Here is a 23,093-nt window from a genome sequence, read left to right as displayed (position 1 = left end):
GTCGCTTAGTTGTTACGGACGACGGGTCGGTAGAAGGTGTCGCGTTCGACGGGTACGAAGCCGGCCGAGCGAACGAGTTGTTCCATGCGTTCGGTGGTCAGGCGGGGACGCTGCTCTTCGGCACCGGCCATGGAATAGATCTTGGTGGTGTCGTCGATCGTCCCGTCGATATCGTCGGCGCCGAACGAGAGGGCCAGCTCCGTGGCTCCGATGCCCAGCATCGGCCAGTAGGCCTTGATGTGGGGGATGTTGTCGAGGTAGAGCCGCGACAGGGCCATCATCTTCATGTCTTCGGGCAGCGATACTTCACCGATGGCCGACATGGAGTTGTGCAGGTTGCGGTACTTGAGCGGGATGAAGGCGTCGAATCCGTGGGTACGGTCCTGCAACTCGCGCAGGCGGTGCAGATGGTCGATGCGGTGCTCGTACTGTTCGATGTGGCCGTAGAGGATGGTGCAGTTGGTGGAGATGCCCAGCCGGTGGGCGGCTTCGTGCGTGGCGAGCCACTCTTCGGCGTTCGGCTTTTCGGGACAGATCTGTTGGCGGATCGTGGGGTCGAAGATTTCGGCGCCTCCTCCGGGAATGGCCTCCATGCCGGCTTCCTGCAGTTTTCGGAGTCCCTCTTCGAGGCTGAGACCAGCTTTGCGGATGATGTAGTGGAGTTCGACGGCGGTGTAGGCTTTGACGACGACGTGGGGCAGAGCTCGTTTCACGCGGCGGATCATCTCGCAGTAGTAGTCGAGGTCGTGGTTGGGGTGAACGCCGCCGACAATGTGCACTTCGGTGATGGGTTCGCCCTGCCGTTCGGCAGCGAGACGTTCAACGGCATCCAGATCGTGGTACCATGCGTCGGGTTCGCCGGCTCCGCGCCGGTAGGAGCAGAAGCGGCATTTGAAGACGCAGATATTGGTGGGTTCGATGTGGATGTTGCGGTTGTAGTACACGTTGTCGCCGGAGACCTGGCGTTTGCGGGCTACGGCGAGGGTGCCGAGCAGCGAGATGGGGGCTTCGCGCATCAGGGTCAGGGCTTCGGCGTCGGTGAGCCGGTGGGGAATATCGGTATGCAGGAGTGCGTCGGCGATCTGTTCGACGGCGGGACTCAGGTTCAGTTGGTGGAGTAGTTGGTCTGTCATAGTGACGCAAAGGTACGAAAAAGCCCTCTTTTCCAACGGGGGAAAAGAGGGCTTGTTATTTCGGTCTGACGTGGGGATTTCTCCCTCGCGTGGGGTTATGCCTGACGGAATTCGTCGGATACGGTCAGTTTTTTACGACCTTTAGCCCGGCGTGCGGCCAGCACCCGGCGGCCGTTCGGGGTTGACATACGTTCACGGAAACCGTGTTTGTTGACGCGCTTGCGCTGCGAGGGTTGGAAAGTCCTTTTCATGGTTATTTCTGTATTATCTTAATTTTCAAGATTTTACCGGTTTTATACCGGGAAATGCAGGGCAAAGATACGATTTTATTTTTAGATTACCATACGGTTAATGCGCAATGTGGTGAGGTTTTGTGTTTTATTTTCGCCGGGCCGGTAAAAAGTGGGACGTGGGTCGGGGTGAGGACTGCCGTGAATGGGAGGTTGCGGTGTCGAAATGCTGGCGAAGATTTCTGGTTGGTAGGGCCGCAGGCTGTGAACTGCTCTATATGGTAATGGGGTGGAGTTTTGTGTGGAAATGTTGCTAGCATAGAGCTTAATCAGATAATTTGACAGGAATTTCGGATAGAGATACGTTGGGGAAACTTACTTATGAAAGGCGTTTAATTGATAGGGTGCAAAAGTGAGTGTGTTGAAAATTACGGCTTGGTGTAACGTTTTGTCGGCGTGTCGTGTATGGAACAGTGCAAGTGGTTTCAGGTGGTTTTTATCGGTATCCGGATAAGTCGTCTTTGCCCGAACAGCAGGGGCTTGTCTCATGTTGCTTTTACGCTGGTTGACGTATTACGCGGTTTGGCTCAGAGCCGAATACATTGAGTGGTATGTCTTAGGAAAGTTTGTTTTCGTGTTGAATGTAATGTCTAGCCAATAAAAAGGCCCGGGAACAGACTGTTCCCGGGCGCTTCGTGTGTGGGGCCAAAGGAGGTTAGAACAGAATCGAGAGACCGATATTGACCTGTTGCACGTCGGGACCTTTGTCAGCCATGAAGATGCTCTGCGGATAGTACCGGGCCGAGAGGGCAATGTGTTTGTAACCGACGTTGATTTCGGCTCCGTAGTGGAAGTTGCGCAGGTTCAGACCGCTGTGTTGTTTGTCGGTCTGCATTTTGCCGTCACTGTCGCGGTACTGCACTTTGGTGTGGCTTTGCAGACGAACGCCTCCCACGATACCGAAGTTGATGAATCCGGGGCATTTGCCGCTCCGTTTGCTGCGTCCGAACTGGAATTCGGCCAGCAGCGGTACGTTGAGGTAGACGGTGGTGAGTTTCGACTTTTTGAGGGTGATGCCCGCTTCGTCGTAGCTGTAGTCGGCCACGATCTGACCGACGCTGTTTTGGGTCAGGCCGATGTTGTTTTCGAAGCGGAAGTTATTGATCTCCATGCCCAGACCGGTAATCAGCCCGAAGTGGCGGTTGGAGACGATGGTCAGGTCGGCAAAGTTGACGTTCACGCCGATGGATTGCGGGGTCTGGCGCATGTATTCGGCGCCGTCGGGCAGGCTGAGGCTCCCGAGGTTTTTGACCAGACCGTTATAATAGATGCCCACGCCGGCCCAGTGTCCGCCGCGCCATTTCCATCGTTTCGGGGGCTTGGTCGAACTGTAGCTGGAGTTGTCGCCCTTCAGAACCGATTTGATGTCGAGGTTGCGGTTTTCGGGGCTTTCGGTGATTTGGGTCGAGGCGGAGGATTCGGAGGTCGAACTGCCGATTTTACGAATAACGAGTTCCTGGCCGTTGTCGAGAATGGTGTCACTCACTTCCACGGATTGGGCGGAGGCGGTGGGAATCACGAGGCTCAGGGCCATGGCCGGAAGGGTGAACAGTAGGATCGGTTTTTTCATGGTAGTTGCGGATTTGTGGGCCGCCGGCCGGTTTATAAATGTAGTATTGAACAAATATACGTTTTTTCCGGTGGGAATGGGTCTATTTATCGACATTTTTACAACAAAAGTTGTGCCATGTCCGGCACGAGTACAGGGGAAAAACAGGCAGCCCGACGGACCATCTGTCCGTCGGGCTGCCTGTCAAAAAGGGTGTCGGAAAACTTATTTCAGTCCGCGTCGGTGGAGCAGCGGTTCTTTCGAGGGATCGGCACCGCGGAAGTCACGGTAGAGCACGCCTCCGTCGGCCGTGCCGCCGCGGCTGAGCAGGGTGCGGAAGCGGGCGGCGATTTCGGGGTTGAACAGGTCGCCCGACTCGACGTAGGCGTTAAAGGCATCGGCGTCGAGCGCTTCGGACCAGATGTAGCTGTAGTAGCCCGACGAGTAGCCGCCGCTGAAGATGTGCTGGAAGTAGGTCGATTTGTAGCGCGGCTCGATCTGCGGGATCAGTCCGATACCGCCCATCGAAGCGGCTTCGAAGGCGGTGACATCGAGCTGCTGGGGCGTGGTCAGGGTGTGGTAGTCCATGTCGAGCAGCGAGGCGGCGAGGTATTCGACCGTGGCGAAACCCTGGTTGAAGAGACCGCTCTTCTGGATCTTTTCGGCCAGTGTCGCCGGGAGCGGTTCGCCGGTCTGGTAGTGGCGGGCGTAGAGGGCGAGCATTTCGGGTTGCATGGCCCAGTTCTCCATGATCTGCGAGGGAAGTTCCACAAAGTCGCGTTCGACGCCACGCAGGCCGCGGTAGGGAACCATCGAGAAGAGTTGGTGCAGGCCGTGGCCGAATTCGTGGAAGAAGGTGGCGGTCTCGTCGAGGGTCAGCAGGGCCGGAGCGTCGGCGGTCGGTTTGCTGAAGTTGGTGACGATCGATACGATGGGGGCTACGCGCTGGCCGGTCGAGTCGTAGCTCTGGCCGCGGAAGGTGGTGCACCAGGCGCCGACGCGTTTCCCGGCGCGGGGGTGGAAGTCGAGGTAGAGCACGCCGAGGTGGGTGGTACCGTCACGGTCGATCACTTCGAAGACGCGGTTTTCGGGGTTGTATTTCGGCATGTCGGTCAGCTCGCGGAAGGTGATGCCGTAGAGCTTGGTGGCCAGGCCGAAGACGCCGTTACGCACGCTGTCCAGTGCGAAGTAGGGGCGCAGTTCGTCTTCGTTGAGGTCGTATTTGGCCTTGCGGAGTTTCTCGGCGTAGAACCACCAGTCCCAGCTGGCGAAGCTGCTGTCGCCGGTCTCGGCCAGTTTGATGGCCTGCATCTCGGCCAGCTCGCCCCGGGCGCGGTCGAGGGCCGGAGTCCAGAGTTCGTTGAGCAGCGCATAGACGGCTTCGGGGCTTTGGGCCATCTGGCGTTCGAGCACATAGGCGGCGTGGGTGGGGTAGCCCAGCAGGTTGGCTCGCTGGAGACGCAGGTTAGCGATCGAGTCGAGGATGGCTTTGTTGTCGTTCGCGTCGTCGTGGTTGCAGCGGGTGAGGTATCCTTTATAGAGTTGTTCGCGCAGGTCGCGGTTCTCGGCGTACTGCAGGAAGGGAATCATGCTCGGTTTGTCGAGCGTGAAGGCCCACTTGCCGTTCTGGCCGCGCTGGGTGGCTTCGGCGGCTGCGGCATCGATGACGTTCTGGGGCAGTCCTTTCAGGTCGTCCTGCTGGTCGATGATCAGTACGAAGTCGCCGTTGTCGGCACGCAGGTTGCGGCCGAAGCGGATCGAGAGCAGCGACAGTTGTTCGTCGATCTGGCGTAGCTGGGCCTGATCCTGGGCGGAGAGTTCGGCACCGCTGCGGACGAAGTTGCGGTACATTTTTTCGGTCAGTCGGCGTTGGAGGCTGTCGGTACAGAGGGTGTCGCGACCTTCATAGACCGCTTTGACGCGCTGGAAGAGCTGGGGGTTGAGGCTGATGTCGCTGTTGTGGCGGGTCAGCAGGGGCGACACTTCGCCCTGTATGGCCTCCAGTTCGGGGGTCATGTCGGTGCCGGTGACGCAGCCAAAGACGGAGCTCACGCGGGTCAGAAAATCGCCGCTGTTGTCGTAGGCCAGAATGGTGTTGGCAAAGGTCGGTGCCTCGGGATTGTTCACGATGGCGTCGATTTCGGCCTTTTCGCGGGCCATGCCTTCGTTGAAGGCCGGAATGTAGTGTTCGGGGCGAATCTGCTCGAAGGGTGGAACGCCGTAGGGGGTGGTCCATTCGCCGAAGAAGGGGTTGGTGGTGTCGGTCTTGCCGCTACCGCAGGCGGTCAGCAGAGCGGCCGCACCGAGGGCGGACAGGGTCAGTCGGTTCACTTTTTTTGGTTTTTATGAGGTTTATATTGTACTTTTGGCACTATTATAGGACAAAAGTACGACTTATTTTTACTTTCAAAAAGACGATGCATCTTTTCTATACTCCTGATCTGACGGATGCTGGGCTCTATGAACTCGGCCCCGAGGAGTCGCGTCATGCGGTTGGGGTGTTGCGTTTGCGGGCCGGTGAACAGGTGCAGCTGACCGATGGTCGGGGTGCCTGGTGTGTGGCGCAGGTGATGGAGGGCAGTACGGCCAGGGCGTGTCTGGTGCGGATCGTTTCGCGCGAGGAGGGGCACGGACGGCGTCCCTATCGGTTGCATGTGGCCATCGCTCCGACCAAAAATACGGATCGCTACGAATGGTTCCTCGAAAAGGCGACCGAAATCGGGATCGACCGCATCACTCCGTTGCTCTGTGAACATTCCGAACGCAAGGTGCTGCGGCGCGACCGCGGTGAAAAGATTGTCCTGAGTGCCGTGAAGCAGTCGCTTAAAGCCTACGTCCCGCAGTTGGACGAGTTGACCCCCTTTGGCGAATTTATCGCTTCGGTAGCCGGTGCGGCGGGAGGGGGCGAGACGGTCGAACGTTTTGTCGCCTATTGCGACGAAGGGACGCCGCTCGAAGCACGGGTCGGACTTTTTGACTCGATGTGCCGGTCGGCAGCTGACGGCCGGAAAAACTTTTGTGTGCTGATCGGTCCGGAGGGGGATTTCTCCCCGGCTGAGATCGAACGGGCGCGGGCGGCCGGTTTTGTGCCGGTGACGCTGGGCGAAAGCCGGCTGAGGACCGAAACGGCCGGCGTGATGGCGGCCGCCATGGCTCAGATGGCCGGCGAACGGTAGTGCCCGGTGGGGGAAGAAACACCTATATATAAGAGTAGAGGGTTGCGAGGCGGGGAATAAATACGGAGAACGACAGGTATATGACAATCGGAGAAATTTTTCCATTTCTGGCGTTGAGCGCCCTGTTGGCGTTCGTGGTGCCGGGAACGAGATTCAAGGGAATCGTGGCGGCAATCGCCATCGCTGTGGGCGCGGTCGTGGCCGCGGTCTCCGGCGTGACGCATATCGTTATGCCCGGAGCCACGGGCGGTTCGGCTGGCTGGCTCCCTGGACTGGATGCGCTGGGGGGCGTCTTTGCGCTCGCCGTCGCCATTAGCGGCGTGGCTTGTGCCGTCTATGCCGTGGGCTACCTCCCCGACCATGCCCGCGGAAAGAGCCAGTCGCAGGTGGGGCTCCACTTTGCCTCGCTCGTGGCCATGTTTTACGCCATGTTGGGCGTAGTGCGGGCCGGCGGTGTGTACGAATTCCTCTTCTGGTGGGAACTCATGACCCTCAGTTCGTTCGTGCTGGTCATGTTCGACGGCCACCGCAAAGAGGTGCTCCATGCCGCTGTCGGGTACCTGGTGTTGATGCACATCGGATTCTTCCTGCTGCTGGGCGGTTTTGCCGCTCCCGGCGGCGGTGAAGCCTTCTTTGCCGGTGGGGGCATGAGCCTGCCGATCTTTCTGCTCTTTCTGGCCGGCTTCGGCATGAAGGCCGGTATCTTTCCGCTTCACATGTGGCTGCCCGTGGCACACCCGGCCGCTCCGTCGCACGTTTCGGCCCTCATGTCGGGCGTGATGATCAAGATGGGGATTTACGGGATTGTGCGGGCGGCGCTGGCCCTGTCGCCCGAGGCGATCGCTGCGGCCGGTCTGCTGGTCTTCGTGCTGGGAATCGTGACCGCCGTGTTCGGGATTGCGCGGGCTGCCGTGCAGACCGACCTCAAACGGCTGCTGGCATACTCCTCGATCGAAAATATCGGAATCATCTGTATCGGTATCGGACTGGGTACGCTGGGACGTGCTATGAACAGCGATTTCATCGCCTATGCCGGTCTCGGCGGGGCCCTGCTCCATGTGCTGGGGCACGCCAACTATAAGACGATGCTCTTCCTGGGGGCCGGTTCGGTCATGTCGGCCACCCACCACCGCGACATGAACCGTCTGGGCGGTCTGTTGAAACGGATGCCCGTGACCGGGGCGCTTTTCCTGCTGGCCACGCTGGCCATCTGCACGGTGCCCGGAATGGTCGGCTTCACGTCGGAGTTCGTGCTCTACGACGGCCTGTTCGGATCGATCGCACGCGGCGAACTGATCGTGGTGGCAGCTGCCGGGATCGTGGCGCTGGCGCTGGTCGGCGGACTCACCCTGATGGCCTTTACCAAAGCTTTCGGAATCACGTTCCTCGGAAATCCGCGGGCCTGCTCGGCACGCGATGCGCGTGAGGTCAATGCCGTGATGCTGCTGGCGCAGGTGCTGCCGCTGGCCGGAATTCTGGTCGGCCCGATCCTCTATCCCTATCTGGTGCTCGAAAATGCCGATGCGCTGTTTGGGGCGCGTTATTACGCCGAGCCGGTGATCGGTACGATGATCTCCATCGAGTGGGTGATGGGCGGCGTACTGCTCTTCACGGTGTTGTTGCTGGGGCTGAAGTGGTGTCTGAACCGTCGTGCCCGCGTGGCGACGCTGCGGCGGCCGACGTGGGGATGTGCCTTCACGGTGCCCAGCAAGCGGATGCAATATACCGCCTCGTCGTACAACCGTGAGTTGCAGACCATGTGGGGCGAACGCGGTGCCGAACGGCAGGTGCGCGAACTGGCCGAAGAGGAGATCTTCCCCGCGGGACACACCTTCGCTACCGAAGACCGCGATACGACGGCGCGTGCCGTGACGAAGTGGTTTGCCCACGAGCTGCGCCGCTGGACCGCCCGGCTGGCCCTGTTCCAGACCGGTAAGACGAACCACTATGTGTTACACGGTCTGCTGCTGTTGATTCTGATTCTGATCCTGTCGCTCTGCGGCGCATTGTAACGTTTTGACGCTATGATACCTTTTGTTTTGATACTGGTGAGTGCCCTGTTCGTGAAAGGGGTGATTAACAAAACCCGGGCACGGCTGGCCGGTCGCACCGGGGTGCGCTTTTTCCAGCCCCTGCTGACGCTGGGGGTGCTGCTGGGCAAAGGCGAAATTTACAGCACCTCGGCCACGGTCCTGACCCGTGTGGCTCCGGCCATCTATCTGGCTTCGGCCGTGGCTGCGTCGTTGATGCTGCCGCTCGGCGTCTTCCCGGCCGCGATCAGTTTCGACGGCGATTTCATCGTCTTCTCCTACCTGCTGGCGTTCGGGAAACTGGCGCTGGTGCTGGCGGCGCTCGAAAGCGGCAGCAGTTTCCAGGGTATGGGATCGGCCCGCGAGGTGCTTTTCTCGATGCTGGTGGAACCCTGCTTCTTCCTGCTGATCGGTACGCTGGCCATGGTGACCGGCTACGGTTCCTTCAGTGCCATCTTCGCCAAATTCGACAACATGTCGGTCAACCTGTTGATGCTGTCTCTGATTCTGGCCTACGGTTTCCTGAATGTGGCGCTGGTGGAGAACGGGCGCGTGCCGGTGGACGATACGCGGACCCACCTGGAGCTGACCATGGTACACGAGGCGATGGTGCTGGACCTCTCGGGGGTCGACCTGGCCTTCATCCATGCCGCCGGCTGGCTGAAACTCTCGATGTGGGGCATGCTGGTGGTCAATGCGCTGATCCCGGCCCGAACGACGGGGTGGATGCTGGTGGGGTGGTTTCTGGCCGCGATGGTGGTGTACGGGGTGGTGATCGGGGCCATCGAGTCTTTCATGGCCCGCAACCGAATGACCAAAAACGCCACCTATCTGGTGACGGTCTCGGCCATTGGCCTGCTGGGCTTCGCTGTGGCCTATGTGCTGATGACCAGTGGTATGTAAAGAAATCACGAAGCGGTTGTCGATTCCGCCGGTGGGGCAGAAGGCGAGTGGGGGAGGGTCTGAACTCCTGCTGTGTGGAAAAATCGGTCAGGACTTGAATTTCGGTCTGTAAGGGGCTGATAAAGAGATAGTAGGATCGAAACTCCGGATTGGACGATCGACCCGCGAAGGAATAAAATACAGAAACGGATATGTTACTGCTTTTCATTATCATCTACGCCGTGTCGCTGCTTTACCTGGCTGTGACCGAACGTTTCCGCCACTATGCCTGGCTCGTCGGGCTCCAGGGGTGGCTGCTGATGGGGATCGCCCTGATGCAGCTCGGACCGGGCGAAAGCTGGGGCGCCAAGATCTTTGTCGTGGCCGAAACGCTCCTGTGTAAAGGGATTCTGGTGCCTTACCTGCTGTTCCGGATCATCCGGAATACGAAAATCAACCGCGTGAGCCGTAAATCGATGTCGGCCTTCGTGTCGATCCTGCTGTCGGTGGTGGCCCTCGTGGCCAGTCTCTCGCTGACCCACTGGGTGAGCGATTCGCAGGCTAACACGCTCTTCCTCGGGGTGTCGCTCTTCGGACTGCTCGCCGGTCTGCTGCTCATCACCACCCGTCAGCGTATCTTTTCGCATTTGGTCGGATTCCTGATTATCGAAAACGCCGTGTTCCTCTTTTCGCTGGCCGTCGGCGCCGAACTCCCCATGCTGGTCAACGTCGGCATCCTGCTCGACATCCTGATGGGCGTGCTGATGCTCGGCCTCTTCCTCTCGAAGATCGGCGACCGGCTGCCCAACCTCGACAACGAAAAACTTTCTTCCATCAAAGACTGATCCCTTACCCGCCATGTTGATAAACCTGCTGATCGTATCCCTGGTTGTCATCCTGTTCGTTGCCCTGGCCCGGCGGCGCGCCTACGTGCAGTTCTGTGCGCAGCTGTTTTTTCTGGTGCAGGCCGCTTTCGCAACGTGGGCCGTGCTGAACCGCGGAACAACGATCCTGACCTACTTTACGCTCGACACCCTCGGGGTGACCTATTATGTGCTGATGGCCCTCGTGGGGTGGATCGCCTGCTGGCAGAGCAGTCGGTACCTCGACCGGGAGTCGCTCCGCGAGTGCAAGATTTACCTCATCTCGTTCATTGCGCTTAACCTGGCCCTGACCGGCGTCTATTTTGCCAATGACATCACCGTGACCTGGATTTTCCTCGAGGCCACCACGCTGGCTGCGGCCGGCCTGACCTACCATCGCCGGACGATGCGCAGTCTGGAGGCCACGTGGAAATACATCTTCGTCAGCTCCGTGGGAATTGCCATCGCCTATCTGGGGATCCTGTTGCTGAGTGCCGTCGTGGCCGTTGAGCTCCCCGGAACGCACGAAGCCGCTGCCGATCTCTCCTATGCAGGTTTGACCCGTTCCATCGCGGCCGGAGCCGGAAATCCGCTCTATATCAAACTGGCGTTTCTCTTTATCCTGATCGGATACAGCTCGAAACTGGAGATTTTCCCCTTCTGCACGGTCGGGGTCGATGCCAACCACAGCGCCCCGACGCCCGCGTCGGCCTTTATCTCGTCGGCGCTGGTCGGAGGCGGTTTCGTTGCCGTGTTCCGCGTTTGGAAAACCCTTCAGGGATCCGACGCGCTGGCTGCCTGGGCCGGACATGTGCTGCTGCTGTTGGGCGGGCTCTCCCTGCTGATGGCGGCCGTCTATCTCGGACGTACCAAAAACCTCAAACGGCTCGCCTCCTACTCGACGGTCGAAAACAGCGGGCTGATGATGCTGGGACTTGGTATCGGAGGACTCGGCGTGTGGGCCGCCGTACTGCACTCTCTGGCGCATACCCTGATAAAGGGGTCGTTCATGCTGCAAATCAGCGTGGTCGGTAAAATGTACGGCAGCTACAAGGCGGCTCGCAACGGAGGCTATTTCCGGGCCGACCCGCTCGGGGCGCTGGTGCTCGTCTGCTGCCTGATCGCGCTGATCGCCATGCCCCCTTCGGTGCTTTTCCGGACCGAATACCTGATCCTCACCGGCATGTTGGCCGAAGGGCTGTGGTGGGTGATGATCCCCGTGGCGCTGCTGCTGGTGGCCGTGATCTACTGGCTTTGCGTCAAGATGCTGCCGCTGGTGTCGCGGCCGGCAAACTTGTCAAAACTTAATACCGACGCCCGAAATCCGCTGCTGTCGGTCATCCTCCTGCTGCTGGTGCTGCTGACCTTCGTGGCCGGAGTGTGGCAGGCGCCTGCGCTGGTCGAACTGATTGATACGATCGTTTACTGATGATGGAAAACAAGATTCTGGACAGATGGCTCGCCTGCCGTCCGGCACAGACCGGCGGTGTGGGACGAGTGGCGCTGGCCGACGTGCCGATGTTGCCCTATCCGGCCTTTGCGGAGGGCATGCGCGCCCTGCTGATCGAGGCCGACGGGTCGTTCAGCGAGACGAATCGCTGTGTGGCCTATTTCGCCGTGCGCGACGAGCAGTCGGGCGGACTCGCCTTTTATGTGCTGGTGGCGCGCGATGCCGAGGCCGACGTACTGGTCGCCGGCCATGTGCTCGATTACTATCACGAGGGATTTCCCGAATCGCTGGCCAAAGATATTCCGGCGCTGCACGTTTTTGAACGTGAAATCGCCGAACTCTACGGCGTGCATTTCAGCGGGGCGCCGTGGGACAAGCCGCTGCGCTATCCTTTCAACCGCCATCATCGCGACGACTCGATCGACACCTATCCCTTCTATTCGATCGACAGCCGAGAGCTGCACGAAGTGCACGTGGGACCCGTCCATGCCGGCATCATCGAACCCGGAGCGTTCCGTTTCCTGTGCGACGGCGAGCGGATCGTTCATCTGGAGATCGCCCTGGGCTACCAGCACCGCGGCGTGGAGTCGCTGATTGCCGCCACGCCGAACCGGCTGCGGCAGATCCTGCTGGGCGAAAGCATTGCCGGGGATACGGTGGTCGGCCACGCAACGGCGATGGCCGGGATTCTCGAATCGGGCGTGGCGCCCGATGGCTGGGAGGGTAGCGAGGTGATCCGTTGCGAACGGGCCATCGCGCTGGAGATGGAGCGGATGGCCGTGCATATCGGCGACACCGCGGCCCTGTGCATGGACCTTGCCTATCAGACCGGTCACGTGGCCTGCGAAGCGTTGCGTACGCTGGTTATCAACTCGATGCAGCAGTGGTGCGGCAATCGCTTCGGCAAGGGGCTGGTGCGTCCCTTCGGCGCCAACTATCGGCTGACGCTGGAGCGTGCCAAGTATATCGAAACGACACTGACCGAAGTGATCGAACGTTACCGGACCGTGGGGCGCGACCTGCTCTCGACCCCTTCGGTGCTGGCCCGGTTGGAAGGCATCTGTCCCGTGACGCGGCAACAGGCCCTGCGGGTCGGGGCTGTCGGACCGGCTGCCCGTATGGCGGGTGTGCGCCGTGACGTCCGCATCGCACACAATTTCTACCCGTTGGCGGATTTCGAACCGGTGATGATCGATGCCGAGGCCGACGGGGTCAACGGTGACCTGCTGGCGCGTCTTAAAATGCGGCTGCGCGAAGCGGAGGTCTCCTACGCCATGATCATGGCGGGTTGCAAGTCGCTGGCCGGACGGTGGTTCGAAGGATACCCTGCCCCCGATTACGGTAAAACGCTGGCTCCTGCTTCGCTGGTCTTCTCGCTGGTCGAGGGGTGGCGCGGCGAAATCTGCCATGCGGCGCTGACCGATCCCGACGGACAGGTGGCCACCTACAAAGTCTATGACCCTTCGGTTCACAACTGGATGATGCTGGCTTTGTCGGTGCGCGGTGCCCAGATCTCGGACTTCCCGGTGAGCAACAAGAGTTTCAACCTCTCCTACTGCGGACACGACCTCTGATTCGTCCGGAGCCGCAGACGGACATCCCGCGGGTTTGTTGTGCTCCCCGTCAGCTCTTTTCAGCGAATGAGGTATGCCTGGGAGAGAGGCGCAGTACGGTCCGCGCACTGCGCGACGAACGGTAAAATGTGCGGATATTCGCGGGAGTTCCGTACAAAGCTGTATCTTTGTGCATTATGCCGACACCACAACGACGTAACATGCCGCCCCGGCCTGTACGGCCCAATCCCGAACGCGGCCCGAGAAAAAATAACGACTCGATCCTGACCCGCATCTACGATACGATCCGTGGCAATGTCCTGCTGCGCAACATCGTGATGGCTGTCTGTCTGGGGATCATTCTCTATTTCATCGTCAACCTGTGTCTGAACATCTATACGCGGCACGGGCAGAAGTTCATCGTTCCCGCCATGATCGGCCACACGATCGACGAGGCGCGTGCCATGAGCACCGAAGGTGAACTGAAACTCGAAGTGATCGACTCGCTCTACATGCCCAAACAGGAGCCCGGCGTGATCCTCGATCAGAGCCCCAAACCCGGTATGGGCGTGAAGTCCGGGCGTCGTGTGTTCCTGACCATCAACGCTTCGCGTCCCCGTATGGATGTGATCCCGTATGTGACCGGGTACTCCCTGCGTCAGGCCAAAAACATGCTCGAAACCCGCGGCTTCGAGATCGAAAAACTGGTCTATCGGTCGGATATGGCCACCAATAACGTCCTCGATGAACTCTTCGAGGGTAAATCCATTACCGAAGGCTCGCGTACCGAAGCCGAACTCGGATCGGGGATCACGCTGGTGGTCGGCGTGAACCAGTCTTCGCCGCTGCCCCGCATCCCGAAAGTGATCGGGCTGACGCTGCGCGAAGCCAAAAGCCGCCTCTGGGAAGTGGGGCTGAACGTCGGTCGCGTCCGCTACGACTCCGGAATTGCCGATGCCGATATGGACGATGCCCGCGTCTATCGTCAGGAACCCAATCAGCAGAGCCGCACTGACTATGGCGGAAAAATCTCGCTGTGGCTGACCCTCGATACGCAGAAAATCGCCACCTCGTCCAAAGAGTCCGACGCTGCGGCGCGGAAGTATGTGGAAGAAGAGGAGGAGATGGCGGCCGACAGCCTGATGGAGGAGGGTGTCGATGAGTTGTAGTGCAGAACAGCATGCCGCAGTGTCCGGTCTCGAAACCGGGCGTTGTGCGGAGACCGATCCGTCGGGAAAGGGACCCGTTGAGGAGCAGACTGCACGGGGAGGGCGCGAGCGTGAGGGGAAGCAGGAAAAATATGAGCAGCCCGAAGTGGCGGCGGAATTGGAGGATGGCGAGGAGTTGGAGGAGAGTGAAGGAACGGAGGCCGGAGATGAACTCTTCGAGCACTTCAGCGTCACGGCCGACAAGGGGCAGGGGATGATCCGCCTCGATAAATTTCTGGCCGTCCGTCTCGAAAATACCTCCCGAAACCGAATCCAAACAGCAGCCGACGCCGGGAATATCCTCGTCAACGGCCGTCCTGCCAAATCGAGCTATAAGGTCAAACCGCTCGACCAGATCTCCATCGTATTGCCCTATCCGCCCCGTGAACTGGAGATCGTGGCCGAGGAGATTCCGCTGAATATCGTCTATGAAGACGACGATCTGATCGTTGTCAACAAAGAGGCCGGCATGGTGGTCCACCCCGGCCATGGAAACTATACCGGGACGCTGGTCAACGCCCTGACCTTTCACCTGCAGGGACTCCCTCTCTTTGAACAGGGCGACATGCGGGCCGGTCTGGTTCACCGTATCGACAAAAATACCTCCGGTCTGCTGGTCGTAGCCAAAAACGAACGCGCCCACGCCTTTCTGGCCCGTCAGTTTTATGACCACACGATCCGTCGCATCTACCACGCCCTGGTGTGGGGCAATTTCGAGCAGGACGAAGGGACGATTGTGGGGAATATCGCCCGCAGTACCACCGATCGGTTGCGGATGGCCGTTTATCCGCCCGACGGACCGATCGGCAAACACGCCGTGACCCACTACCGCGTACTTGAGCGGTTCGGTTATGTGACCCTCGTCGAGTGCCGGCTCGAAACGGGCCGTACCCACCAGATCCGGGTTCACATGGAGTCGATCGGGCACCCTCTCTTCAACGACGAACGTTATGGAGGCGACCGGATTCTGAAGGGGACCACTTTCAGCAAGTATAAGCAGTTTGTCGAAAACTGTTTTGCGCTGATGCCGCGCCACGGGCTCCATGCCATGAGCCTCGGTTTCGTGCATCCCACCACCCGCCGGGAAATCTATTTCGAATCGGAGTATCCGGCCGACTTCGCCGCCTGTCTGGCCAAGTGGAGAGGCTATACGGCGGCCCGAAATGAGATCGAAAGCGGCGAGTAGTGTGACCCTCCGGGGGGATTTTGGCTGGCGAATGTGCTCAAAGTTTCAGAAACCCGAAAAAAGTCTTAACTTTATCCAAAATTTAACCACATAATTCTTTTTAGTTTATGGGACAAAGAACCTTCACCATCATAAAACCCGACTCCGTAGGCGGGAACCACATCGGTGAGATCCTGACCATGATCGAAAAGGCCGGGTTCCGGATCATCGCCCTGAAGATGACCTACCTGAGCCGTTCGGATGCCGAGAAATTCTACTATGTCCACAAAGGACGTCCCTTCTTCCGCAACCTCTACCTCTTCATGACCTCCGGTCCGATCGTGGCCGCCGTGCTCGAAAAAGAGGGCGCTCAGGATGCCGTGGCCGAATTCCGCGAACTGATCGGGAAAACCAACCCCGAACTGGCCGCCGAAGGTACGATCCGCAAGAAATTCGCCGCTTCGAAAACCCGTAACGCCATTCACGCTTCGGACAGCGACGAAAATGCTGCCTGGGAAGCCTCGTTCTTCTTCACAGATAAAGAGATTATCGATACGAAGTACGAACTGCCGCTGCCCGAAGACGAAATCGACAGCGACTAAACTCCGCGTTCGCTGGCCGATGGCCGAGACTTACAGCGCCGTTCTCGAAACGAACGGCGTTTTTTAATCCACCGTTCCCGGCGTTCGTAGTTTGTCCAAAGGTTTGAAGACGGTATGTGAGTGGGGGGGTAGAGGGACGGCAAGCGTGTGCCTTGTCGGTTCTTCGATGGGTGGATGCGGGGAGGGAGAGACCTTTGACTGCCGAACTGTACGCGGTAGTGCGTAACAACACAAGGTACCCGGTATTAGACGAAAGGAGGCGGGTGCGTTGGAGATAACCTCAAAAAAATATCCGGAAAAAGATCAACTCGATATGTTATTGACGAGTTTGCGGGTGCTCAAGCAGCACGGAACCCAGTATATCAAACACCTCGACCGCGTGAAACTCTGTGACGAGTTTCGCGGCCGTCCCGTTTTGCAATCGGCCGGAATGACCGAAATGGCGCGGCAGACGCTCTGCTCGCTGTGTCCGACCTGTGCGATTACTTACGACCAGAAGGGGCTTCGCCTCGACCTGGGGCGGTGTCTCTTCTGCGGGGAGTGTGCTGCGCAGTTCCCCGAAAATGTCCGCTTTACGAACGATTATCGTCTGGCTGCCTCGACGCGCGAGGGCCTGATCGTCCGCGAGGGGGATGCACCCCGCTGGAACTTCGGTCACGAGGCTGTCCGACCCGAAATCCGGCGGATGTTCCGCCGTTCGCTCCACCTGCGTGAGGTATCGGCTGGGGGGGACAACAGTTGTGAAATGGAACTTGGTGCGGCTGGTAACGTCAACTTCGACATGGGACGCTTCGGGATTGCATTCACAGCCTCGCCGCGCCATGCCGACGGCGTGGTGGTGACAGGACCCGTTACCGCCAACATGGCTCGGGAACTGGAGTCCACCTGGCAGGCGGTGCCCGACCCCAAAGTGCTGATCGTCGTTGGGGCGGATGCGATTTCGGGCGGTCTGTTTGCCGACTCGCCGGCTGTGAACCGGCAGTTCTTCGACATTCATCGACCCGATCTTTATATCCCCGGCAACCCGGCCCATCCGATGACCTTCATTACCGGTGTGATGGCTCTGTTGCGTGGGGAACGCGGCCTTTCGCGCCAACGTACCCGAAGCGAGGAGAACGAGTAGCGGGGGAAAGAAGGGGCTCTGTTAGTCGGAGAAGTCGTTACTTACCCTGGTCGTAACTTTGTTTGGTGATGGGGAGTAGTATGGCGTGCGAGTAGCGTTAAGTGCTCGTCTCCTCTATCCGAAGTCAACTACCCGAATCCCATTAGTCTCTTCCTGTTTTAAATCATATAACGCGGTCGGCTAAATGCTCTTCATTGAGTATTTAGCCGACCGCGTTTTTACCGTTTTACCCCCATAACGAGGCTCCCGCGATTGTCCATCTGGGGAGCGCGGATGGCTATCGAATCACGAATGTGGCGATTACGGGGTTGTGGTCGCTGTTTTTGAAGCCGAGGTCGACGGTCTCGAAGGCAATCGGTTCGATGCCCGAGCCGCATAGTGCAAAGTCGAGCAGGGTGGTTGTGGTGGTTGCCGGATTGTAGGGCTCGTATCCGTAGCGGGTCGATGGTGTGGTCGGGTCGTATACGAAAGTCATCTCGTCGGGGAAGGTGCCCCGGTCGATCGGCAGGGGGCGGAAATTCGCATCTGCCAGGGCCGCTGCACTGGCCGTGTAGCCCGGCGGATTGCAATTCCAGTCGCCCAGGGTGACGGCATACGGTTTGTCGGCCAGATAGCGGTTCATAAAGGCGAGTTCGCCGCTGCGCATGTTGCCGGTGTCGTAGGCGGTGTTGTGGGTGTTGTTGAGGTAGAGGGTCCTGGGGTTGCCGGTGGAGTCGAGCAGCAGAAATTCGGCGCTCAGCAGGCAGCGCTTGAGGTTGAAGAGGCGTACCGGGAACGAGAATCCGCCGGGATAGGCGTACCGGGTCACGCGCGAGGGTGACCAGCGGCTGAGAATGACGATCCCGCTTTCGACGGCACCCATCGGGTGGGTCAGCGGAATGGGGACAAAGTCGCTTTTGTAGTTGAGGGCATACCAACTTTCATATCCGCTCAAGGCGTTGCGGATCGAATCGTACTCGTTGAGACCGTAACTGCGGTGCGAGTCGAAATCGACCTCCTGGAGCAGGATCAGGTCGGCACGGTGCGCATCGGCCTGCTCTTGCAGGTAACGGATGATGCCGTGCAGGTTTTGGAGCGTCCGTTCGCGAGAGGTGCGCATCCGGGTACCGCCGTCGTAGAAAAAGTCCATGTCGTCGCCCAGACCCGCGTAACCGATATTCCAGGAGACGATACGCAGCGTGTCGCCCTGCCGGAGCACAGCTTTTGAATCGGTTTCAAGGATGTTTTCAACTGGTTCCGGTCGCCATTCGCGAATCCAGATGATGACGAATGCGACCAGCAACAGTACGCTTAGCAGGACTACGATGCGGAACAGCAGACGAAAAAGACGTTTCATAAGAGTCGATGTAAAATTAATTCATTGTTCGGGGAGCGGCCCGCGCCAAGGGGCGGGATCACCCGTCCCGACGAGCGGAAAAAATAGGGTTCGACTCCATCTCAATTCATCTCAATCCAATAAATACTCCCCGTGCGCAGCACGCACCCCCTACGCACCATGTCCGCACAAATTTAATGCCATCGTTCCTCGAAGTGGAACGATGGCATTAAACAAACACTTCCATATTTCAAAAAAATCGCTGCTACTTCAGCCTCCTACTTTCCCGTTGTCGCGGAAAGATGCCGGACAAAGTGGAACGGCTTCCTAGCGTATCACCTGAATGGTGTAGTCGGGCGTGTAGTTGACGATCGGCCAGGCGATGTTCCGATATTTGCCCGTGTCGTTCGACTGGCGGAAATCGTATCCCACCTGCAACAATTGCGGATCGTAGCCGCGGTTGGCAATGCGGTCGGGCATGTCGGATCCGAAGTGCTTGAGGGCACCGCCGAAATAGCGAATCACGTCGTAACCGCGGAAGGCATAGGGACTGGGCAGACTGCCGAAAGCACTCATGTATTCGCTGTAAAAGGCGGCTACGGCTGGATTACCCCGGTCGGCATGGTAGGAGGCCGGGTAGTGGACGTTCAGTTTGTAGAACAGGTCGAGGTTGAGGTTTGAAAGCCACTCCCAACGGGGCGTCCCGATCACCGTGATGCGGTATTTGCCGGTCGTGTTGATCGAACTCAGGTGGGAGAGGATCCCTTCGAGGGCGTCGACGCGGCTGACGGGGACGAAAACAATGTTGTCGCGGTCTTTGTCCAGCGCGGTGTTGAGCCGGATGTCCATGGCCTGGCTCTGACTGCGAGCTCCGGAGAAAAGCAGGGACGAGGCCCGGTCGCCGAGGGCCTGCTCAAAAACGGAGAGGGCGGCGGTGTCGGGGTATTCGGCGTGGTCGATCAGCACCAGATTGGCCTCGGCACTGGGGGTGCCAGTGCGACCGCTGAATCGGTCGAGAATCTGTCGGTAGGTGTAGTCATCCACGGGCGATACTTCGAATACGTAAGGGTTGTCGGCGGCTCCGACGGCTCCGAGCGGGCTGACCACGGGGGTGCCGGTGCGAGAAGCATATTCGGCGATGGGGCCGAAGGCTTCGGCATATACGGGGCCGATGATGAGGTCGGCATCTTGCAATTCACCCGACTCAACGAGTGTGCGTACTTTATCTTCCGATGCGCCGGTGTTGTGGAACCGCACGTTGGTCGATATGCCTTCGCTTTTCAGAGCGTTCAGACCGATCAGAATCCCTTTGTAGAACTCCGAGAAGCGGTCGTTTGTCTTCAGACCTGCCTGTAGGGGCAGCAGCACGGCGATGTCAAGCGGAGCATCGCGGTCGATCTCCTTGAGCTGACCGTCGCCGAATTCGAGCGGCTGCTCGTCGTTCATTCCATCACTGAGGGTGTCGGTGAGGGGGTGATTCGTGGCAAGCGTGTCTGGCTCTTCGGTCTGGGGCTCGGTAACGGAGGTCGTGGTGCCGGGTTTGACGGATTCGGTTTTCTGTGTGGTGGTCGGCTGTTTCGGGGTCTTGTTGCGTGATCCGAAGAGTCCGCCGCGGTTGCGGGGTGGAATCGAGGGGGTCACGGGCTCCATTACGGGGTCAGGACGTTGCTCGTCGGTCTCGGTGGAGCGGGGCTCGGTTTGTGCGCTGCTTGTCCCCTCCTGGCGTTTGCTGGTGGGGATCAGCAGGGTCTGTTTGTTGCGCAGCACGTCGCGGGTCAGGCTGTTGGCTTTCATGATCTCTTCCTGACTCACGTTGTAGGCCCGCGAAATGGAGTACAGGGTCTCGCCTTTGCGGACTTTGTGGATCAGGTACTCTTCACCGCGAATGGTGATGCTGCGGTTGGAAATGCGCACGGTGGTCTGAGCCTGCACCTCGGCCGGCTGAATCACGGGGCTGCTGGCGAATATCAACAACAGAAACAGTATGCGCAACAAGGATCGGGTCATGGGCGGAGAATCTATTTTTTCGCGGGATTCGATGCGTTTTCAAGCCGCAAACGGGTCAATACCTGTTTGGTGTTGAGCGGAAAATCGCCGTTCAGCATCCAGTTGTAGTAACTCGGTTCGGTGGCGAATACTTCGGCTACGGGACGGCCTTTGTGTTTGCCGAAGTTGAATACCGGAACGTCGTGGTCGTCGAGCACGATCCGACCGGCGAAGTCGAGGTTCCGGTTCATGCGCGAAAAGTCGGCCAGAAAATCGACGTCGTTCTGCAGGTCGTCGGGGTAGCGGTCGAGCTGCGCTTTGAGCACTTCGTAGGTGGCGCGAATGTCGGCCTCGGCGGAGTGGGCGTTCTCGATCTCGGCGCCGCAGTAGAATTTGTAGGCGGCGGCCAGGGTCCGCTGTTCCATCTTGTGGAAGATGTTCTGCACGTCGACGAACTTTTTACCGCTCAGGTCAATCTCCACACCGGCCCGCATGAACTCTTCGACCAGGATCGGAATGTCGAACTTGTTGGAGTTGTAACCGGCCAGGTCGCACCCTTTGATGAATGCGGCCAGCGATTTGGCTATCTGCGGGAAGGTGGGGCAATCTTTCACATCGTCGTCGGTGATGCCGTGGATGGCGGTCGATGCTTCGGGGATGTGGACGCCGGGGTTGATCCGGCGGGTCTTGCTCTCTTCGTCGCCGTTGGGGTGCACTTTGATCAGCGAAATCTCGACAATGTGGTCTTTCGCGGGATCGACACCGGTCGATTCGATGTCGAAAAAGATCAGGGGGCGCTTCAGCTTGAGTTCCATCTCCAGTGTGGCGGTTAAGCGTTGATCATCATGGGCATCAGCAGCATCAGCAGCGATTCGCCTTCGACGTCGTTTTCGGAGGGGAAGAACAGACCGGGACGGGTCGAATCGGCCAACTCGATGGAGACTTCGGGCGAGTGGATGTTGCCGAGCAGGTCGAGCAGGAAGGAGGCGCGGAAACCGATCTCGATCGGGGTGCCTTCGTAGCTGCAGGTGATGTTGTCTTCGGCCGAGGCGGCGTAGTCAATGTCCTGGGCGGACAGGTTGATGTTGCCGGCGCTCAGATCCATCTTGATGAGCTGGTTGGCCTGGCTCGAGCAGACGGATACGCGTTTGATGGAGTTGAGTAGTTCGACGCGGTCAACCAGCACCTTGTTGGGGTTGTTGGTGGGGATAACGGCGTTGTAGTTGGGGTAGTTTCCTTCGATCAACCGGCAGACGATCTTGTGCTTGGGCAGGGTGAAGATGGCGTTCTTGCTGTCGAACGTAACGGTAATCATCTCTTCGTCGTCGCGCGAGAGGAGGTTCTTGAGCAGGTTGGCCGGTTTTTTCGGCAGAATGAACGAGGCGTCTTTGTCGGAGGTGACGTTGCTGTTTTTGAAGAGGGCCAGGCGGTGGGCATCGGTGGCCACAAAGGTGATCTCTTTGGGCGAAAGGGCGATGTTCACACCGTTCATGACGGGGCGCAGTTCGTCGTCGGCTGTGGCGAAGAGGGTTTGCATGATGCCGTCGCCGAGTGCGGGCGCGGGGATGTAGAAGATGGTGGCCGTAGTTTCATCGACCGAGGGCAGTTCGGGATAACCCAGACCGGTGATACCGGGGATGCTGAGTTTACCGGTTTTCCAACTGATGGTCACTTCCCAGCTCTCTTTGTCCACCGAGATGGTCAGCGGCTGTTCCGAAAACTCTTTGATCGAATCGGTGATGCGGCGTGCAGGGATGGCCACGATGCCGTCTTCGCCCTGATTGTCCACTTCGAGGGTGGAGATAAGGGTGGTTTCGAGGTCGGATGCTGTGATCTTCAGTTGATTACCTGCCAGGTTGAACAGAAAGTAGTCAAGAATCGGGAGGGTGTTTTTGTTGCTGATGACTTTCCCGATCGATTGCAGGTTATTCGACAGCAGGGTGCTGGATATGATGAACTTCATGGGTAAAAGGGTTTTCGTTAGCTTAGGGTTAATGATAAATCAAACAAAGATAATGTTTTTTGCTTTAACATCATATAAGTGTTTGGGCGATTGGGGTTGTGAGGGAGTAGCTGCGCGCTGTGAGTGTACTATTGGGGCGTCGGGCTGAATTTTAATGTTTGACGTCTGTTTGAGGAAATACCTCGCATAACTCCACCTCAGCGAAGATGAAACAGGCGATGCGGAGCATCGCACGCTCCACCGTGAGCACGCGGGACCCGCGCGGTAGCGCAGTCGAAGAGTGTTCAGGATGAAAAGAGAGTCTTGTTAAAGAGTTGGGCTGTTCACCGTGCGGCGAACAGCCCAACTCTCCCTATCATATCATCAGTCATAGCGAACAGTCTGGAACTGCCCTCACGCCGGGCGGGCGGTGCCTTCGGGCACTCCGTCAGAGTGGTATTACCTCGAATAAAGGTCGCACCGGATACTAATGTTCGACGGCTGTTTGAGGTAATACCTCTCATAACTTTGCCTCAGCGAAGATGAAACAGGCGATGCGGAGCATCGCACGCTCCACCGCGAGCACGCGGGGCCCGCGCGGCAGCGCAGTCGAAGAACGTTCTGGATGAAAAGAAAGTCTTGTTAAAGAGTTGAACTGTTCGCCGTGCGGTGAACAGCTCAACTCTCTATCATATTATCAGTCATAGCGAACAGTCCGGGACTGCCCTCACGCCGGGCGGGCGGTGCCGCGGGCACCCCGTCAGAATGGTATTACCTCGTATAGAGGTCGAACCGAATACTAACGTTCGACGGCTGTTTGAGGTAA

18 protein-coding genes are annotated in these 23,093 nt (G+C 58.7%); 10 read left to right on the top strand and 8 right to left on the bottom strand.

Annotation, left to right across the window (positions count from 1 at the left end):
* Positions 1 to 5 precede the first annotated feature (5 nt).
* The 4 genes from BQ5379_RS03650 to BQ5379_RS03635 form a co-directional block, all read right to left on the bottom strand.
* Positions 6 to 1,133, bottom strand: a complete 1,128-nt coding sequence (locus BQ5379_RS03650; RefSeq protein ID WP_083377562.1) for a CofH family radical SAM protein — start codon at positions 1,131 to 1,133, stop codon at positions 6 to 8.
* Between the two features lie 95 nt (positions 1,134 to 1,228).
* A complete protein-coding gene (rpmH, locus tag BQ5379_RS03645; protein ID WP_027290172.1) occupies positions 1,229 to 1,384 on the bottom strand; it encodes a 50S ribosomal protein L34 in 156 nt (51 codons plus the stop codon).
* A gap of 694 nt (positions 1,385 to 2,078) precedes the next feature.
* Positions 2,079 to 2,993, bottom strand: coding sequence for a porin family protein (locus BQ5379_RS03640; RefSeq protein ID WP_071134186.1), 915 nt, complete (start codon positions 2,991 to 2,993; stop codon positions 2,079 to 2,081).
* 204 nt (positions 2,994 to 3,197) lie between these two features.
* Positions 3,198 to 5,303, bottom strand: coding sequence for a M3 family metallopeptidase (locus BQ5379_RS03635; RefSeq protein WP_071134185.1), 2,106 nt, complete (start codon positions 5,301 to 5,303; stop codon positions 3,198 to 3,200).
* Between the two features lie 86 nt (positions 5,304 to 5,389).
* Between BQ5379_RS03635 and BQ5379_RS03630 the strand changes: the two genes are divergently transcribed.
* The 10 genes from BQ5379_RS03630 to BQ5379_RS03585 all read left to right on the top strand — a co-directional run bounded on the left by BQ5379_RS03630 (position 5,390) and on the right by BQ5379_RS03585 (position 17,024).
* Complete coding sequence (locus BQ5379_RS03630; protein WP_071134184.1) at positions 5,390 to 6,148, top strand: RsmE family RNA methyltransferase; 759 nt, start codon at positions 5,390 to 5,392, stop codon at positions 6,146 to 6,148.
* An 80-nt stretch (positions 6,149 to 6,228) separates the two neighbouring features.
* Complete coding sequence (locus tag BQ5379_RS03625) at positions 6,229 to 8,160, top strand: proton-conducting transporter transmembrane domain-containing protein (RefSeq protein ID WP_071134183.1); 1,932 nt, start codon at positions 6,229 to 6,231, stop codon at positions 8,158 to 8,160.
* Between the two features lie 12 nt (positions 8,161 to 8,172).
* Positions 8,173 to 9,081 carry a respiratory chain complex I subunit 1 family protein gene (locus tag BQ5379_RS03620; protein ID WP_071134182.1) on the top strand — a complete coding sequence of 303 codons (909 nt, stop codon included), beginning with the start codon at positions 8,173 to 8,175 and terminating at the stop codon, positions 9,079 to 9,081.
* A gap of 191 nt (positions 9,082 to 9,272) precedes the next feature.
* Positions 9,273 to 9,905, top strand: coding sequence for a hypothetical protein (locus BQ5379_RS03615; RefSeq protein ID WP_071134181.1), 633 nt, complete (start codon positions 9,273 to 9,275; stop codon positions 9,903 to 9,905).
* Between the two features lie 13 nt (positions 9,906 to 9,918).
* A complete protein-coding gene (locus BQ5379_RS03610; RefSeq protein ID WP_083377560.1) occupies positions 9,919 to 11,352 on the top strand; it encodes a complex I subunit 5 family protein in 1,434 nt (477 codons plus the stop codon).
* A 2-nt stretch (positions 11,353 to 11,354) separates the two neighbouring features.
* The gene (locus BQ5379_RS03605) at positions 11,355 to 12,947 is read left to right on the top strand and encodes a hydrogenase large subunit (protein WP_071135526.1); all 1,593 of its coding nucleotides are present in this window, start codon (positions 11,355 to 11,357) and stop codon (positions 12,945 to 12,947) included.
* A gap of 176 nt (positions 12,948 to 13,123) precedes the next feature.
* The gene (locus BQ5379_RS03600; RefSeq protein WP_083377559.1) at positions 13,124 to 14,095 is read left to right on the top strand and encodes a PASTA domain-containing protein; all 972 of its coding nucleotides are present in this window, start codon (positions 13,124 to 13,126) and stop codon (positions 14,093 to 14,095) included.
* A 145-nt stretch (positions 14,096 to 14,240) separates the two neighbouring features.
* Positions 14,241 to 15,320, top strand: a complete 1,080-nt coding sequence (locus BQ5379_RS03595) for an RluA family pseudouridine synthase (protein WP_071134180.1) — start codon at positions 14,241 to 14,243, stop codon at positions 15,318 to 15,320.
* Positions 15,321 to 15,427: 107 nt separating this feature from the next.
* On the top strand, positions 15,428 to 15,901 hold the full coding sequence (gene ndk / locus BQ5379_RS03590; RefSeq protein WP_071134179.1) for a nucleoside-diphosphate kinase: 474 nt from the start codon (positions 15,428 to 15,430) through the stop codon (positions 15,899 to 15,901).
* A gap of 313 nt (positions 15,902 to 16,214) precedes the next feature.
* Positions 16,215 to 17,024 (top strand): NADH-quinone oxidoreductase subunit B family protein, encoded by an 810-nt coding sequence (locus tag BQ5379_RS03585; RefSeq protein ID WP_071134178.1) that lies wholly within the window; start codon positions 16,215 to 16,217, stop codon positions 17,022 to 17,024.
* Between the two features lie 277 nt (positions 17,025 to 17,301).
* On the opposite strand, the gene BQ5379_RS03580 is transcribed toward BQ5379_RS03585, so the two are convergent.
* The 4 genes from BQ5379_RS03580 to dnaN all read right to left on the bottom strand — a co-directional run bounded on the left by BQ5379_RS03580 (position 17,302) and on the right by dnaN (position 22,288).
* Positions 17,302 to 18,360 carry an endonuclease/exonuclease/phosphatase family protein gene (locus BQ5379_RS03580; protein ID WP_071134177.1) on the bottom strand — a complete coding sequence of 353 codons (1,059 nt, stop codon included), beginning with the start codon at positions 18,358 to 18,360 and terminating at the stop codon, positions 17,302 to 17,304.
* Between the two features lie 306 nt (positions 18,361 to 18,666).
* Positions 18,667 to 20,346 (bottom strand): LysM peptidoglycan-binding domain-containing protein, encoded by a 1,680-nt coding sequence (locus tag BQ5379_RS03575; RefSeq protein ID WP_071134176.1) that lies wholly within the window; start codon positions 20,344 to 20,346, stop codon positions 18,667 to 18,669.
* An 11-nt stretch (positions 20,347 to 20,357) separates the two neighbouring features.
* Positions 20,358 to 21,140, bottom strand: coding sequence for a 3'-5' exonuclease (locus BQ5379_RS03570; RefSeq protein WP_071134175.1), 783 nt, complete (start codon positions 21,138 to 21,140; stop codon positions 20,358 to 20,360).
* Positions 21,141 to 21,154: 14 nt separating this feature from the next.
* Positions 21,155 to 22,288, bottom strand: coding sequence for a DNA polymerase III subunit beta (dnaN, locus tag BQ5379_RS03565; protein ID WP_071134174.1), 1,134 nt, complete (start codon positions 22,286 to 22,288; stop codon positions 21,155 to 21,157).
* Positions 22,289 to 23,093: the final 805 nt, after the last annotated feature.

Origin of the sequence: Millionella massiliensis, from assembly GCF_900104655.1 — a bacterium.
Classification (GTDB): Bacteria; Bacteroidota; Bacteroidia; order Bacteroidales; family Rikenellaceae; genus Rikenella; species Rikenella massiliensis.
Note: the sequence above shows the minus strand (reverse complement) of the source record. Positions and strands in the feature narration are given on the sequence as shown.